The sequence below is a fragment of the Variovorax sp. E3 genome (assembly GCF_016082275.1).
Classification (GTDB): Bacteria; Pseudomonadota; Gammaproteobacteria; order Burkholderiales; family Burkholderiaceae_C; genus Variovorax.
The window spans coordinates 1-15,007 of record NZ_MOWM01000173.1 but is presented as its reverse complement, the minus strand read 5'-3'; the positions used below and the strand labels follow the sequence as shown (position 1 = coordinate 15,007).

The 15,007-nt window shown below is 70.1% G+C and carries 14 protein-coding genes; 4 read left to right on the top strand and 10 right to left on the bottom strand.

Annotated elements, in window-relative coordinates; translation table 11 throughout:
* The 6 genes from BMG07_RS35070 to BMG07_RS35050 all read right to left on the bottom strand — a co-directional run.
* Positions 1 to 940 (bottom strand): RNA polymerase sigma factor (locus BMG07_RS35070; protein WP_269759708.1); only part of this gene is annotated, 940 nt, incomplete at its 3' end.
* A 2-nt stretch (positions 941 to 942) separates the two neighbouring features.
* A complete protein-coding gene (locus BMG07_RS43390) occupies positions 943 to 1,146 on the bottom strand; it encodes a hypothetical protein (protein WP_269759707.1) in 204 nt (67 codons plus the stop codon).
* Positions 1,143 to 1,505 (bottom strand): YciI family protein, encoded by a 363-nt coding sequence (locus BMG07_RS35065; protein ID WP_198088377.1) that lies wholly within the window; start codon positions 1,503 to 1,505, stop codon positions 1,143 to 1,145. The genes BMG07_RS43390 and BMG07_RS35065 overlap by 4 nt, the downstream gene beginning before the upstream one ends.
* A gap of 146 nt (positions 1,506 to 1,651) precedes the next feature.
* A complete protein-coding gene (locus tag BMG07_RS35060) occupies positions 1,652 to 3,013 on the bottom strand; it encodes an NAD(P)H-dependent oxidoreductase (RefSeq protein ID WP_198088376.1) in 1,362 nt (453 codons plus the stop codon).
* A 5-nt stretch (positions 3,014 to 3,018) separates the two neighbouring features.
* Positions 3,019 to 3,903 (bottom strand): phytanoyl-CoA dioxygenase family protein, encoded by an 885-nt coding sequence (locus BMG07_RS35055; RefSeq protein WP_198088375.1) that lies wholly within the window; start codon positions 3,901 to 3,903, stop codon positions 3,019 to 3,021.
* The gene (locus tag BMG07_RS35050; protein ID WP_198088374.1) at positions 3,900 to 4,628 is read right to left on the bottom strand and encodes a GntR family transcriptional regulator; all 729 of its coding nucleotides are present in this window, start codon (positions 4,626 to 4,628) and stop codon (positions 3,900 to 3,902) included. Before BMG07_RS35050 ends, BMG07_RS35055 begins: the two co-directional genes overlap by 4 nt.
* A gap of 127 nt (positions 4,629 to 4,755) precedes the next feature.
* On the opposite strand from BMG07_RS35050, the gene BMG07_RS35045 reads away from it, so the two are divergent.
* Complete coding sequence (locus BMG07_RS35045; RefSeq protein ID WP_198088373.1) at positions 4,756 to 5,715, top strand: threo-3-hydroxy-L-aspartate ammonia-lyase; 960 nt, start codon at positions 4,756 to 4,758, stop codon at positions 5,713 to 5,715.
* Positions 5,716 to 5,725: 10 nt separating this feature from the next.
* On the opposite strand, the gene BMG07_RS35040 is transcribed toward BMG07_RS35045, so the two are convergent.
* From BMG07_RS35040 to mutL, 4 genes are all read right to left on the bottom strand, one after another.
* Positions 5,726 to 6,379: an ABC transporter ATP-binding protein gene (locus BMG07_RS35040; RefSeq protein WP_198088372.1), complete on the bottom strand. Its 654-nt coding sequence runs from the start codon at positions 6,377 to 6,379 to the stop codon at positions 5,726 to 5,728.
* A complete protein-coding gene (miaA, locus tag BMG07_RS35035; protein WP_374221358.1) occupies positions 6,376 to 7,380 on the bottom strand; it encodes a tRNA (adenosine(37)-N6)-dimethylallyltransferase MiaA in 1,005 nt (334 codons plus the stop codon). Before miaA ends, BMG07_RS35040 begins: the two co-directional genes overlap by 4 nt.
* 117 nt (positions 7,381 to 7,497) lie before the next feature.
* Positions 7,498 to 8,475, bottom strand: a complete 978-nt coding sequence (locus tag BMG07_RS35030; protein ID WP_374221357.1) for an alpha/beta hydrolase — start codon at positions 8,473 to 8,475, stop codon at positions 7,498 to 7,500.
* 191 nt (positions 8,476 to 8,666) lie between these two features.
* The gene (gene mutL / locus BMG07_RS35025; RefSeq protein WP_198088369.1) at positions 8,667 to 10,592 is read right to left on the bottom strand and encodes a DNA mismatch repair endonuclease MutL; all 1,926 of its coding nucleotides are present in this window, start codon (positions 10,590 to 10,592) and stop codon (positions 8,667 to 8,669) included.
* Positions 10,593 to 10,923: 331 nt separating this feature from the next.
* On the opposite strand from mutL, the gene BMG07_RS35020 reads away from it, so the two are divergent.
* The 3 genes from BMG07_RS35020 to BMG07_RS35010 form a co-directional block, all read left to right on the top strand.
* A complete protein-coding gene (locus BMG07_RS35020) occupies positions 10,924 to 12,711 on the top strand; it encodes an IlvD/Edd family dehydratase (protein ID WP_198088368.1) in 1,788 nt (595 codons plus the stop codon).
* Positions 12,712 to 12,764: 53 nt separating this feature from the next.
* Positions 12,765 to 13,586 (top strand): fumarylacetoacetate hydrolase family protein, encoded by an 822-nt coding sequence (locus tag BMG07_RS35015; protein WP_198088367.1) that lies wholly within the window; start codon positions 12,765 to 12,767, stop codon positions 13,584 to 13,586.
* A gap of 49 nt (positions 13,587 to 13,635) precedes the next feature.
* Positions 13,636 to 15,007 (top strand): MFS transporter (locus tag BMG07_RS35010; protein WP_198088366.1); only part of this gene is annotated, 1,372 nt, incomplete at its 3' end.

Sequence of the window (15,007 nt, the reverse complement as noted above, 5' to 3'; positions counted from 1 at the left end):
CGCCGCCGGCCGCGAGCAGGTGGGCGCGCGCGGCCCAGAAGGGCTGGTAGCTGGTGACCTCGTTGGCCGCAATGGCGTCGAGCGCCTGCAGGCCGACTTCCGGCCCGCGTGCGTTGGCCAGCGCGCAAGCCCGGCTGACCTGCGCGCCGATGCTGGGCCGCAGGGCCAGCAGGCCTTCGTACAGCGACACCAGGGTTTCAGGCGGCACGGGCGCGCCGGCGCGGCGCTCGCAGTGCGCCGACTGGATGGCGGCCTCCAGCTGGTAGGCGCCCAGCGACTGCATCGACGACGCCTGCCGCAGGTGATGCTCGGCTTCGGCCAGTTGTTCGTGGTTCCAGCGCGTGATGTCCTGCTGGTCGAGCGGCACGTACGCGCCCGCGTCGTTGCGCCGCGCCGCCATGCGCGCCTCGCAGAACAGCATCAGCGCGAGCAGGCCCAGCGGCTCGGGCTCGCCGGGCATCAGGCCGCAGAGGATGCGCCCGAGGTCGATGGCTTCGGCCGTCAGCCCGCGCGGAATGGCGTCGGCGCCGTCCACGTCGTCCCAGCCGGTGCCGTAGGCGGCATAGATGCCGTCGAGCACGTCCTGCAGCCGCTGCGGCAGTTCGCGCGCCTGCGGGTATTCGAAGGGAATGCCGGCCGCGCGGATGCGGGCCTTGGCGCGCACCAGCCGCTGGCCCAGCGTCGAGGGCGAGGTCAGGAAGGCGCCGGCCATGCGCGCCGCATCCAGGCCGAGCACGGTCTGCAGCATGAGCGGCGCGCGCGCCGGCGCGTCGATGGCCGGGTGCGCGCACACGAAGAGCAGGCGCAGCCGCTCGTCGGGCACGGCGACGTTGTCGGCGGGGGCGTCGTCGAGCTCGCCGGCCAGCAGCATCAGCGTCTGCGTGGCCTCGTCCTGCACGCGGGTATGGCGCCAGGCGTCGAGCTTGCGGTGCCGCGCCACGCTCAGCAGCCAGGCATCGGGCTGCGCCGGAACGCCGTCGGCGGGCCAGCGTTCGAGCGCGCGCGCGAAGCGTCGGCCAGCGCGTCTTCGGACGCGGCGATGTCGTGCGTGCGGGCCGACAGAATGGCCAGCAGCCGCCCGTACGAATCGCGTGCCGCGCGCGCGGCGCGCTCGGCGGCCAGGTGCGCCGCCGGGCCCGTGGTCATGCGGCCACGGCCGTGGCCATGAACACGGGGCGGATCTCCACGCCGCCGCTGGTGGCGCAGGGCGCGCGCGCCGCCCATTCGAGCGCCACGTCGAGGTCGGGCACGTCGATCACGAAGTAGCCGCCCAACTGCTCCTTGGTGTCGGCGAAGGGGCCGTCCTGCACCTGGCGCTTGTCGCCGCGCACGCGCAGCGTGGTGCCGGTCATGGGCGGGAACAGGCCGTGGCCGCCGAGCGAAATGCCGGCCTGGCGCACCGCGTCGGCATAGGCGACCCAGCTGGCGCGGTAGGCCTGCGAGGAGGCGTCGTCGCGCTGCGCGAATTCGGCCGCGGTCTGATAGAACATCAACATGTACTGCATGGTGTTTCTCCGTCATGGAAAGGTGGCTGAGCAGGATCGCTCACCACAATGACGGCCCACCGGCAGCCATTTCGACACGCATGCGACATGCCGAGCGGAATATTTTTTCCGTTATGGCGCCCGGGCGCAATGGCTCATTTACGCGTTCATGCGGCCCGGGCCTGTGTCGACGGCGCGAACATGCGCTCCATTTCCCCGCGCAGCTTGTAGGCGGCGGTCGAGGTGTCGATGGCCACGTCGGCCCAGCTCAGGCTCTGGCCCTTCTTGACCGGGCGCACCAGCTTGATGTTGTGCGCCAGGCCGAGCGGCAGGCCGCCCAGGCGCAGCGAGCGCTCGGCCGGCAGCAGCTTGCCCCAGACGGTGTAGCCGCCTTCGCCGTCGAGCATCTCGCCGGGCGCGAGGTCGCGTTTGGCGGTGGCGACCACGTCGGCGTTCCAGCAGGTGGCCGCGCCGGTCGGCTCGCCGCGCAGCGCCACGCTGGCCACCGACATGCCGACCTCCAGCCCGATCAGGTGCCAGCGCTTGTACAGCGTGAAGTAGCGCCCGCTGGGGTCGGTGTGGGCGTTGTATTCCTCGAAGCAGTTCTTGATGTAGTCGGTCTCGGCCTCGACCGTGACCCACACGCCCATGCGGATGTCGTAGGGGATCTTGCGGCCGTCGGCCTCCAGCGACGAGACCACCTCGACCATGCCCTTGCGCTCGAGCACGCCGCCTTCGCTCCTGGGCCGCGTGACGAAGGGAATGTCTTCCACGCTCGCGGGCGGATAGAGCAGGCCGTCGGAAGGCACCGTGAGGCCGGTCGCGTTGGCCACGGCCGAGCTTTCGATGGACGGCTTGGAGCCGTCGAGAAAGCTGTTGAACATCTTCGGGTTGAGCCCGCCGCGTTTCGCCTGCTCGGGCGTGAGGCCGTAGTTGCCCCAGACGGTTTCGGGCGTCGATTCGGTGAAGTGCGGCAGCCACTTGTGGCCGCGCCCGGCCGCCACCACCGGAAAGCCGCAGGTGCGCGCCCAGTCGACCAGGTCGCAGATCAGCGCGGGCTGGTCGCCGAAGGCCAGCGAATAGACCACGCCGGCCTGCTGCGCCCGGCGCGCGAGCAGCGGGCCGCAGAAGGCGTCGGCCTCGACCGTCACGTTCACCACGTGCTTGCCGTTCGCGAAGGCATCGAGGCAGTGGTCCACGGCCGCGATGGGGTTGCCGGTGCACTCGACCACGATGTCGATGCCCGGCTCGCGCGTCACGGCCTGCCAGTCGTCGGTGATCCAGGTGGTGCCGTGCTTCAGCGCCTCCTGCACCGAGCCGGCGTCGGCGCGCCCGGCTTGCCAGCCCACGCGTTCGAGGTTGACGCGGGCCGCGTCGGGCGACAGGTCGGCAATGGCCACCAGCTGCACGCCGGGCGTGCGCGGAATCTGTGCGAGGTACATGGCGCCGAACTTGCCGGCGCCGATCAGGCCGATGCGCACGGGGCGGCCTTCGGCGGCGCGTTGCTGCAGGCGGGAATGAAGGCTCATGTCGTTCAGGCCTCCACCGTGGCGTGGGCATCGCGCACGTCGAGCGAGGTGCGCAGCGCGCTCTCGGGCAGGCCGTGCTTCCACGGCACATCGACCGGGTAGGGCTTCAGCAGGCAGTCGTCGGGCAGCATCTCGATGGGCGTGAAGTCCCGGTGCGCGATGTATTCGGGCCGCTTGTGGCGGCGGATGTGGTTGCTGACCGCGCACAGGCTCAGGTACACGGCCACGCGGTTGAAGGGCGACAGGTTGCTGCCCGACGCATGCACCAGGCAGCTGTGGAACAGGATCATCGAACCGGCCGGCCCCTTGGGCGAGACGATGCCGCCGTGCCGCCCGCCCGCGCGGTCGACCAACTGGCGGATCAGGTCGTTGTCGACCGTCCACAGCGGGTAGCTGGTGGTCGTGAGGTCGTGCCTGGCGTCCACCACGCCCTTGCGGTGGCTGCCCGGAATGAACATCAGCGGGCCGTTGTGCTCGTTCACTTCGTCCAGAAAGATCGCGACGTTCATCGCGCGCTCGGTGGGCATCAGGTCGTCGTTGAGCCAGGTGCCGTAGTCCTGGTGCCATTGCCACACGTCGCCTTCGAAGGCCATCTTGCCGTTGATCTTGAACTGGTGCATGTAGACCTCTTCGTCGAAGAGGTCGCGCACCGGGCCGACCATGCGCGGGTGGCGCGCCAGCCGCGCGAAGGGCTCGCTGATGAGGTGCGCGGCAAAGTTCGTGCGCACGGCATCGGAGCCTTTCTCGCGCACGTTGAAGGCTTCGCGCTTGCTGTAGAGGTCGGGCACCGCGTCGGTCAGTGCCCTGGTTTCCTCGGCCGAGAAATGGCCGGGGAAGAACAGATAGCCGTCGCGCTCGAACTGCGCGCGTTGCTCGGGGGTCAGCTTCATGCCTTGTCTCCTTTTCTTCGCGGGGTGGTGGGCGGGGTGGGGGAGGCCGCGCGCGCCTGCTGTCGTTGTTCTTGCTGCGCGAGCCTTTCGCTCAATGCCTCGCTGGCCCGCGAGACATGTTCTTCGCTCAGGCGCGCGGCGCGCTCGGCGTTGCCGGCGGCAATGGCCTCGGCGATGGCCTCGTGCTCGTCCCACAGCGATTCGCGCTGGGGTTCGGCCTGCAGCACCGCGCCCATGGCGCGGCGCAGGTGGCGCCAGTGCGGGTCGGCGCTCTGGCCGATCAGCGGATTGCCCGAGGCCTCGTAGATGGCCTGGTGAAAGGCCACGTCGGCGTCGAGCATGGCTTCCACGTTGCGTCCGCGCGCGGCACGCCGGCCGCGCTCGATGAGCTTGGGGTCGATGCGAAAGCGCTGCTGCGCCGCGAGCCGCGCGGCCAGTGCGTCGAGCGCGCCGCGCACCTGGTAGACCTTGCGCATCGCCTCGGCTTCGAGCGGCGCGACCAGTACGCCACGGCCCGGCGCGTCGAGCACGAAGCCGTCTTTCTTGAGCAGCCGCAGCGCCTGCAGCACGGGCTGGCGCGACACCGACAGCCGCTGCGCGATGTCCTCCTGCGTGATGCGCTCGCCCGGCGCGAGCGTGCCGCTGCTGATGGCGCCAAGCAGGGCGCGATGCACCTGGTCGACGAGGTCGGGGGCGACTTCGATGCTGACGAGCTGGGCTGGCATGGGCGGGCTCCGAATCTGAACTCTGTATACAGAGTACAAAATTCGGGGCCGCGACGCATCCGGGGCTTTACCCTGAGCCGCAAGGCCCTCGACACGGCCGCCCGAATTTTTCCGTCAAGATAACGCCATGCAACTACCTACCTACGACGACGTCATTGCCGCGGCCGCGCGGCTCCAGGGCCATGCCCACCGCACGCCCGTGCTGCGCTCGACCACCGCCGACGCGCGCTGGGGTGCCAGCTTCTTCTTCAAGTGCGAGAACTTCCAGCGCATGGGCGCGTTCAAGTTCCGCGGTGCGTTCAATGCGCTGTCGAAGTTCGACGCCACGCAGCGCAAGGGCGGCGTCATCGCCTTCTCGTCGGGCAACCATGCGCAGGCCATCGCGTTGTCGGCGCGCCTGCTGTCGATGCCCGCCGTGATCGTCATGCCCAAGGACGCACCGGCCGCCAAGGTCGCGGCCACGCAGGGCTACGGCGCCGAAGTCGTGATGTACGACCGCTTCACCGAAGACCGCGAGGCGCTGACGAAGCGGCTTGCGCAGGAGCGCGGCATGACGATGATTCCGCCCTACGACCACCCCGACGTGCTCACCGGCCAGGGCACGGCGGTGAAGGAGCTGATCGAGGAAACCGGGCCTCTGGACCACCTGTTCGTGTGCCTCGGCGGCGGCGGGCTGCTGTCGGGCTCGGCGCTGTCGGCGCGCGCGCTGGCGCCGGATTGCAAGGTCTACGGTGTCGAGCCCGAGGCCGGCAACGACGGCCAGCAGTCGTTGCGCACGGGCAAGATCGTGCGCATCGAAACGCCCAAGACCATTGCCGACGGCGCGCAGACGCAGTACCTGGGCGAGTACACCTTCGGCATCATCCGCCGCGACGTGGACGACATCTTCACCGTGACCGACGCGCAGCTGGTCGACGCCATGCGCTTCTTCGCCGAGCGCATGAAGATGGTGGTGGAGCCGACCGGCTGCCTGGCCTTCGCGGGCGCGATTGCCGCGAGCAAGGCCATCGCGGGCCAGCGCGTGGGCATCGTGATCAGCGGCGGCAACGTCGACCTGTCGCGCTACGCGGCGCTGCTGTCGTCCTGAGTTGTTCGGGCTAGGCGCGGATCCCGCTGGCCGTGAGGTGCAGCAGGCGGTCCGCGCGGGCCGCCGCGCTTTCGGAGTGGGTCACCAGCACCAGCGACGCGCCGTGCTCGCGGGTCTGGCCGATCAGCAGCTCCATCACCTTCGCTGCCGTGGTCGGGTCGAGGTTGCCCGTGGGCTCGTCGGCCAGCAGCAGGGCGGGGCGGTGCACCAGCGCGCGTGCGATGGCCACGCGCTGCAACTGGCCGCCCGACAGCGTTTGCGGCAGCCGCGCGCCCATGCCGGGCAGGCCCACCGATTCGAGCATGCGCGCCACGCGGGCGTCGTCGCGCTGCTGCTGGCCCAGCAGCATCAGCGGCAGCGCCACGTTCTGCGCCACGTCCAGGTGCGGCAGCACGTGGAAGGCCTGGAACACGAAGCCCACGTGGCGGCGGCGCCAGAGCGCGCAGGCCTCGCCGTCGAGCGCGCCGATGTCGGTGCCGTCGTGCGTGACCGTGCCCTGGTCCCAGCTGTCCAGGCCGGCCATGCAGTTGAGCAAGGTCGACTTGCCGACACCCGACTCGCCGACGATGGCGACGAACTCGCCGGGCTCGACGGCCAGCGTCACGTTTTCGAAGACCGGCGACTCGCCGTAGTGCTTGCCGAGGTTGGAAATGCGCAGCGTCATCCGGGGCTCGTGGCCTTTGCAATCAGTTGAACGGCGTTCTGCACCGCGTAGGGCGCGTCGCAGGCGATCACGGTGCGCTGCGGCATGCTGCGCAGCCACGTGACCTGCCGCTTGGCGAGCTGGCGCGTGGCGGCGATGCCGCGTTCGCGCAGGTCGGCCATGGCCCTGCCGTCGGGCTGTGAGGCACCGCAGGCATCGAGCATTTCCCAGGCCTGGCGGTAGCCCACGCAGCGCATCGAGGGCAGGTCGGTCGACAGGTCGCCGCGCGCGCGCAGCGCCTTCACCTCGTCGAGAAAGCCGGCCGCCAGCATGGCGTCGAAGCGTTCGGCGATGCGTGCATGCAGCCATGCGCGGTTGGCGGGCTCGAGCGAAAACAGCAGCCCGCCCTCGACGGGCCTGGCGGTCTTGTTGTCGCTCGCATGAAAGCTCGACAGCGGCTGGCCGCTGCTTTCCCAGACCTCGAGCGCGCGCTGGATGCGCTGGCTGTCTTGCGGCGCGAGCCGCGCGGCCGTGACCGCATCGACCTGCGCGAGTTTGGCGTGCATGGCGGGCCAGCCGAGCGTGGCGGCCTCGGCGTCGATGCGCGCGCGCACGGCGGCGTCGGCCGCGGGCATGGCGTCGATGCCGTCGAACAGCGCCTTGAAGTACAGCATGGTGCCGCCCACCAGCAGCGGCAGCGCGCCGCGCGCGCGAATCTCGTCGATGAGGCGGGTGGCATCGGCCACGAAGGCGGCGGCGCTGTAGCTCTCGCGCGCATCGAGGATGTCGATCAGGTGGTGCGGCACGGCGGCGCGCTCTTCGGCGGTGGGCTTGGCGGTGCCGATGTCCATGCCGCGGTAGACCAGCGCCGAGTCGACGCTGACGATCTCGACGGGCCGGACCATGGCCATGGCCAGCGCCACGGCGGTCTTGCCGGACGCGGTGGGGCCGGCGAGGGCCACGTAGCGCGGGGAATCGGGGAGAGGGACGCAGCCCGATGGAGCGGGGGATGCCGAAGAGATGGCCGCGTGGGCCGCGAAGCTGGGAGACATGGTGCGCCGAGCGTAGCAAATGGCGCGGGCCCGTCGCCTTCGGGCGGCAGGGTGGCCCCAGGTCGCGCGGGCCGAATGCGGGGTCAGTCAGATGGCCGCGGGCACCTCTGACGGCGCGGCGCCGCGCACGTCGTGCGGCAGCGCCGGCACCGCCCCGGCCGGCGGCGCGAGCCGGGGCGTCGGGCGCTGCGGGCCGGCGTTGCTGGCCAGCGTGCTCTCCGGCTTCATGCGGAACAGCTGCGACAGCGCCGCGCGGTACTGCGCCTCGCCCACCGAGTTGGTGTCGTGGTGCGAGCCGCCCTCGACCAGCACGAACAGCTTGGGCACCGTGGCCGCGTCATACAGCTTGCGGCCCAGCGTGGGGTTGATCAGGCTGTCGGCGGTGCCGTGCACCACCAGCAGCGGCGCGCTGATCTTCTTGACCGTGTTGATGGCCTCGAAACGCTGCGTGATGAGGGGGCCGAAGGGCAGCCAGCCCCACTTGAAGCCGCTGACCACGTCGGCGATGGAGGTGAAGGTGCTTTCCACGATCACGCCGCTTTCGTCGTTCACATGCGCCGCCAGGTCGATGCCGATGGCGCCGCCCAGCGAGTGGCCGAAGATGTAGCGGTGCTGCCGGGGGTGGCGCGCGGCCAGCCAGGTCCAGGCGGCGCGGGCGTCCTCGCGGGCCGATTCCTCGGAGGGCAGGCCCTTGGAGCTCTTCCCGAAGCCGCGGTAGTCGATGGCCAGCACCGAAAAGCCCAGCTCGTGCATGCGCTGGATGCGCGGCGCCGAGCCGGCCACGTTGTAGCGCGCGCCGTGCAGGTACAGCATGACCGGGGTGTCGGTGGTTTCGGGCGCGCCGCCCAGCCACAGGCCGTGCAGGCGCGCGGGCTCGCCGGTCAGGGATGACTGGAAGTCGATCCACACGTCTTCCATGCCCTGGGCCATGGACGCGGTGTTGCCCCAGCTGCGGTCGCTGGGCTGGAAGATCCATTCGCGCTGTTGTTCGTCGAGCGTCGAGCAACCGGCCGCCAGCAGGGCGCAAAGCGAAAAGATTGACGCGAGGAGGGGCCAGCGTTTCATCATGGGGTTGAGGGACAGCGAAGTCGGCGGAAAAGTTCACCTCGCGCTTACCGCGGCACGCCGACATTGCGCCCCGGTAACCCCCTGAAACAACGCTCGCTGGCGCTTTGACGAACCTATGCAACGTGCGTGCCCGCCGCACGGATGACCGTGAAAACCCCTTGAAAACCCGCTGAAAACCGCCGTTTGGGCTATCGGCCGCGCATGAAAAGCGAATCCAGCTCGCGAATCGACAGCTGGCGCCAGGTCGGCCGGCCGTGGTTGCACTGGTCCGAACGCTCGGTCGCCTCCATCTGGCGTAACAGTGCGTTCATCTCGTCGATGGTGAGCTTGCGGTTGGCCCGCACGGCCCCGTGGCAGGCCATGGTGGACAGCAATTCGTTCTGCGCACGCTGCACCACGGTGCTTGCGTCGTGCTGGCCCAGCTCGGCCAGAACGCTGCGCGCCAGCTCCACCGGGTCGCCGTCCGCCAGCGTTCCGGGCACGGCGCGCACCGCGAGCGTGCGCGGCGAGAAGGGGGTGATTTCCAGGCCCAGCGTCGGCAGCACCGCCGCGCAGGCCTCGGCCGTGGCCACTTCCTGCGGCGTGGCCGCGAAAGTGGCCGGAATCAGCAGCGGCTGGCTGCTGATGGCGGCGCCGTCGAGCTGCGTCTTCAGCCGCTCGTAGACGATGCGCTCGTGCGCCGCGTGCATGTCGACCACCACCAGGCCCTGGCTGTTCTCGGCCAGGATGTAGATGCCCTGCAGCTGGGCCAGCGCGCGGCCCAGCGGCCAGGCGTCTTCGTTGGTGGCCAGGGGCGTGGGGGCGGCAGCGGCGTCTTCGCCGGAGTCGGGGCTCGGGTTCGGGCCCGGCGGCAGGCCGACGGGCGCGCGGAAGGTCATGGGCGCCGCGCCGCTCAGCGGCCATTGCGAGGGCGCGGAAGCCGGCTCGTGCCCCAGTTGCTCGGTGCGGCGGGGCCACATCGCCTCGAAATCGCCGGCGCCGCGCTCTTGTGCGACGAAATTGATCGCGGGCTGCGCCCAGCTGGCGCTTGGCGGCAGCGGGGTCTGCTTGAAGAAGGGCTGCGCCGCGCCCGACGGGGCCACGGCGTCGCCGGCGCGGGGCGCGGCCAGCGCGTCCTCGATGGCGTGGCGCACGGCCTGGTGGATCTCTCGCCCGTCGCGAAAGCGCACCTCGATCTTGGTCGGGTGCACGTTCACGTCCACGCGCGCCGGATCGATTTCCAGGTACAGCGCGTAGATCGGCTGGCGGTGGCCGTGCAGCACGTCTTCGTAGGCGCTGCGCACGGCGTGCGACAGCACCTTGTCGCGCACGAAGCGGCCGTTGACGTAGAAGAACTGCTGGTCGCCGCGCGAGCGCGCCGCGTCGGGAATGCCCACGCGCCCGGCCACGCGCACCGGGCCGCCGGTGCGGTCGACCGCCACGCTCTGCGCCACGAAGTCGTCGCTCAGCGCGTCGGCCAGCCGCTGCTCGCGCGCGTCGGCGGCGCGCCATTGCTCCACCAGCTTGCCGTCGTGCCAGATCGAAAAGCCCACCTCGGGGCGCGCCAGCGCGTGGCGGCGCACCGCCTCGATGCAGTGGGCCAGCTCGGTGGCGTCGGTCTTGAGGAACTTGCGGCGCGCGGGCGTCGCGAAGAACAGCTCGCGCACTTCCACCGTGGTGCCGGTGGCGCGCGCCACCGGCCGCAGCTCGCCGGTGCGCCCGTCGAGCGAGAAGGCCGTGTCGGCGCCGGTGAAGCGCGAAAGAATGCTGAACTCGGCAATCGCGTTGATGGCCGCGAGCGCCTCGCCGCGAAAGCCCATCGTGCCCACCGTCTCGAGGTCGTTCAGGCTGGCGATCTTGCTGGTCGCATGGCGGCGCAGCGCCACCGTGAGTTCCTCGCGCGGAATGCCCAGCCCGTCGTCCTCGACGGAAATCAGCCGCACGCCGCCCGAGGCCAGTCGCACCGTGATCTGCCGGGCGCCCGCGTCCAGCGCGTTGTCCAGCAGCTCGCGCACCACCGAGGCCGGCCGCTCGACCACTTCGCCGGCGGCGATCTGGCTGATCAGCTCGTCGGGCAGCTCGCGGATGGGGCGGCGTTGGGTGACGGGGGGGATGGAAGTGGGGAGGGCGCTCACCGGGGCATTCTAGAAGCGGGGTGCGGGAGCCGGCTTTCGCCGTGGGTATTTGCGCCGCTTATATCGATCCTCAACCGATCTCATTGGCGTGCGATGGCCCGCCTGCCTATGCTCGGGCCCACAGAAAAAGAACCGTTGGAGACACCCCATGACATCGCCATTGCCGCCCTCGCGCCGCTTCTAGCCCGCCGGTGACGCCACACGGCCAGCGCGCGCCGTGCCACGCCGATCCGGACCCTTCCGTCGACCGTGACTGCCTTTGCTCCCGCCGCGAGCGGGCGGCCGGTGTCGTCACGCGCCTTCCGTCCCGCAACCTCCGAAAGAAAGCCCCATGACCGACCGCCCCCTTCGCTCCGCCGCGTGGTTCAACAACCCCGAGCACAGCGAGCTCTCGGTGCTCCATCTCGCCTGGTACCTGAACTACGGGCTCACCCGCGAAGAGCTGCAGTCCGGCAAGCCCATCATCGCCATCGCGCAAAGCGGCTCCGACCTGACGCCCTGCAACCGGCACCACCGCGAACTCGCGCAGCGCGTGCGCGACGGCATCCGCGAGATGGGCGGCGTTGCCATGGAGTTCCCGATGCACCCGATCCAGGAGAACGGCCGCCGCCCCACGGCCGCGCTGGACCGCAACCTGGCCTACCTGGGGCTGGTCGAGGTGCTGACCGGCTACCCGATCGACGGCGTGGTGCTCACCACCGGCTGCGACAAGACAACGCCCGCCGCGCTCATGGCCGCGGCCACCGCCAACATTCCCGCCATCATCCTGTCAGGCGGCCCGATGCTCAACGGCTGGCACGAAGGGCAGCGCACGGGCACCGGCACCACGCTCTTCAAGGCACGCGAGCTGTTCGCCAAGGGCAGCATCGACTTTCCGGGCTACATCGACCTGGTGGGCTCCACGGTGCCGTCCATCGGGCATTGCAACGTGATGGGCACGGCCTCCACGATGAACGCGCTGGCGGAAGCCCTGGGCATGAGCCTGCCCGGCTGCGCGGCCATTCCCGCCCCGTACCGCGAACGCGGGCAGATCGCCTACGAGACGGGTCGGCGCATCGTCGACATGGTGCGCGAAGACCTCAAGCCCTCGGACATCCTCACGCGCTCGGCGTTCGAGAACGCGATCGTGGTCAACACGGCCATCGGCGGGTCGACCAACGCGCCCATCCACCTGATCGCCGTCGCCAAGCACGCGGGCGTCGCGCTGGACATTCAAGACTGGGAAACGGTGGGGCTGGACGTGCCGCTGCTGCTGGACATGCAGCCCGCCGGCAAGTACCTGGGCGAAGAGTTCTACCGCGCGGGCGGCGTGCCGGCCGTGGTGGCGCAGCTGCACCGCCACGGCCTGATCCGCGAGGACGCGCTCACGGTCAACGGCAAGACCCTGGCCGCCAACTGTGCCGACGCGCAGGTGAAAGACGTCGACGTGATCCGCCCCTTCGAGCAGCCGCTGCGCGAGAACGCCGGCTTCCTGGTGATGTCGGGCAACCTGTTCGACAGCGCGATCATGAAGACCAGCGTGATCTCCGACGAGTTCCGCGCGCGCTACCTCGACGCGCCCGGCGACCCCGATGCCTTCGTCGGCCGCGCCATCGTGTTCGACGGCCCGGAAGACTACGAGCGCCGCATCGAAGACCCGTCGCTGGACATCGACGCGCGCTGCATCCTGTTCATGCGCGGCGTCGGCCCCATCGGGCACCCCGGGTCGTCCGAAGTGGTGAACATGCGCGCGCCGGCGCACCTGCTCAAGAGCGGTGTCTCCGCGCTGCCTTGCGTGGGCGACGGGCGGCAGTCGGGCACGTCGGGTTCGCCGTCGATCCTGAACGCCTCGCCCGAAGCCGCCGCGGGCGCGGGCCTGGCCCTGCTGCGGACGGGCGACGAGGTGCGCGTCGACCTGAAGAACCGCACCGTGAACATGCTCGTGAGCGACGAGACGCTGCAGGCCCGGGCGCGCGAGCTCCAGGCGCAGGGCGGCTACCCGATACCCAAGAGCCAGACGCCGTGGCAGGAGATCCAGCGCGCGATGGTCGACACCCTGTCCGAGGGCATGGTGCTCAAGCCCGCCGTCAAGTACCAGCGCGTGGCGCAGACCGGCGGCATCCCGCGCCGCAATCACTGAACGCGGCGATGCCCTTCGCCCATCGATTTTTTTCAAACTGACCGGAACCGACCATGAAGTGGATGACAGTGCAAACGCAGGACGGCCTGCGCGTGGGATATGCCAAGGGGGAGATGCTGCAGCTCGTCGACGCGGCGACATTGCAGCGCATCGTCGAGGGAGACGAATGGCACGACGCCGGCGAGCCGGTGCCGCTGGCCGGCGTGCGGCCCGAGATTCCGCTGGTGCCGCGCAACATCATCTGCGTGGGCGCCAATTACCGCGACCACTGCATCGAGACCGGCCTCGCGATTCCCGACAAGCCCGTCATCTTCGCCAAGTTCACCAACACGCTCGCGGCCGACGGCGATGCGCTGAGCTGGCCCGAGGGCTTCACCGACAAGGTCGACTGGGAGGCCGAGCTCGGCGTGGTCATCGGGCGCCGCGCCAGGGGCGTGAGCGAGGCCGATGCGCTGTCGCACGTGTTCGGCTACGTGGCGGCCAACGACGTGTCCGCGCGCGACGTGCAGCTGGGCGAGGCGCAATGGGTGCGCGGCAAGTCGCTCGACGGCTTCTGCCCGCTGGCCTCCACGCTGGTGACGCGCGACGAGATCGCCGACGTGCAGGCGCTGGACATCCGCTGCTTGGTCGACGGCGAGGCCGTGCAGTCGTCCAACACGCGCGAGATGATTTTCCCGGTGGCCTTCCTGGTCGCGTACCTGTCGCGCGCCATCACGCTCGAGCCCGGCGACCTGATCCTGACGGGCACGCCGGCCGGCGTGGGGCTGGGCCTGAAGCCGCCCCGCTTCCTCAAGAGGGGCGAGGTGGTAACGGTCGAGATCCAGGGCGTGGGCAGCGTGACGAACCCGGTCGCGGGACCGGTCGCCCGGGGCTAGCGCCAGCCCGCCACCACCATTGCGATTTCTGTTGCGAGGAGACAAAAAAATGAGTCATTACAGCGAGTTGGTCAGCGGCGCCGTGCGCAAGGCGCGATGGCGCCTGCTGCCGATGCTGATCGTCATGTACATCATGTCGATCCTGGACCGTGTCAACGTCGGGTTCGCCAAGAGCGCGCTGCAGGTCGACACCGGCATCAGCGACAGCGCCTTCGCGCTGGGCGCCGGCATCTTCTTCGTCAGCTACGCCATCTTCGAGGTGCCGAGCAACGTGATTCTTTCGCGTGTCGGGCCGCGCATCTGGCTGTGCCGGATCATGGTCACGTGGGGACTGGTGGCCTCGGCCATGATGTTCGCCACGTCGGAGATGTCGTTCTACGTGCTGCGCTTCCTGCTGGGCATCGCGGAGGCCGGCTTCTACCCGGGCGTGCTGCTGACGCTGACCTACTGGTTCCCGGTGAAGGTGCGCGCGCAGGCCAACGGCATCCTGCTGTTCGGCTTCGCGGGCGCGCTGGTCATCGGCGGGCTGGTGTCGGGCGCGCTGCTCGACATGCACGGCATCGGCGGGCTGAAGGGCTGGGAGTGGATGTTCCTGATCGAAGGCGCGATGGCGGTGGTGGTCGGCATCGTCGCGTTCTTCGTGATCGTCGACCGGCCCCATACTGCGAAGTGGCTCACGCCGCGGGAGCAGGACGCCCTGCAGGCGGTGCTCGACCAGGAGGCCGCCGACAAGTCGGTCGCCAGCCCGCACACGGTGATGCAGACGCTGCGCAATCCGCAGGTCATGTTCTTCGCGGCGAATTTCTTCATCGTGCAGATCGCGGCCTACGGCCTGATCTTCTACCTGCCGAGCCAGGTGGCGCAGATCATGGGCCAGAAGATCGGGCTGATGGTGGGCTTCGTCACCAGCATTCCGTGGCTGCTGGCGCTGTTCGTCGTCTACTTCGTCACGCGCTGGTCGGACCGGCACCACGAGCGCCGCCGCGCGACGGTGGCCTCGCTGTACGCCATCTTCGGCGTGTGCGTGTGCCTGTCGGCGCACGGCTCGCCGGTGTTCGCCATCGCGGCGCTGTCGATCGGCGCGTCCACCTACCTGTCGGGCACGCCGATCTTCTATGCGTTCCTGTCGGAGCGCCTGTCGGGGCTCGGCATCGCGACCGGCATTGCGCTCGTGAACTCCATCGGCAACCTCGGCGGCTTCGTCGCGCCGAACCTGCGCACCTACGTCGAGCAGAACCACGGGGGCTCGGCGGCCGGGCTCTACACGCTGGGCAGCGCCGCGCTCGTCGCGTCGCTGATGCTGGTCTTCATGCCCAGGGCGTGGCGCACGGTGGCGGCCAGGGGGCGCCCTGCGGCCGGCCAGGGGGCGCCCTGCGGCCGGCCAGGGGGCGGCGACGCTTCCGGGCGTCGCGCAACCCCGG

Coding starts and splice junctions, on each gene's coding strand:
- BMG07_RS43390 (WP_269759707.1), bottom strand. CDS start 1,146: ATGACCACGGGCCCGGCGGCGCACCTGGCCGCCGAGCGCGCCGCGCGC.
- BMG07_RS35065 (WP_198088377.1), bottom strand. CDS start 1,505: ATGCAGTACATGTTGATGTTCTATCAGACCGCGGCCGAATTCGCGCAG.
- BMG07_RS35060 (WP_198088376.1), bottom strand. CDS start 3,013: ATGAGCCTTCATTCCCGCCTGCAGCAACGCGCCGCCGAAGGCCGCCCC.
- BMG07_RS35055 (WP_198088375.1), bottom strand. CDS start 3,903: ATGAAGCTGACCCCCGAGCAACGCGCGCAGTTCGAGCGCGACGGCTAT.
- BMG07_RS35050 (WP_198088374.1), bottom strand. CDS start 4,628: ATGCCAGCCCAGCTCGTCAGCATCGAAGTCGCCCCCGACCTCGTCGAC.
- BMG07_RS35045 (WP_198088373.1), top strand. CDS start 4,756: ATGCAACTACCTACCTACGACGACGTCATTGCCGCGGCCGCGCGGCTC.
- BMG07_RS35040 (WP_198088372.1), bottom strand. CDS start 6,379: ATGACGCTGCGCATTTCCAACCTCGGCAAGCACTACGGCGAGTCGCCG.
- BMG07_RS35030 (WP_374221357.1), bottom strand. CDS start 8,475: ATGAAACGCTGGCCCCTCCTCGCGTCAATCTTTTCGCTTTGCGCCCTG.
- BMG07_RS35020 (WP_198088368.1), top strand. CDS start 10,924: ATGACCGACCGCCCCCTTCGCTCCGCCGCGTGGTTCAACAACCCCGAG.
- BMG07_RS35015 (WP_198088367.1), top strand. CDS start 12,765: ATGAAGTGGATGACAGTGCAAACGCAGGACGGCCTGCGCGTGGGATAT.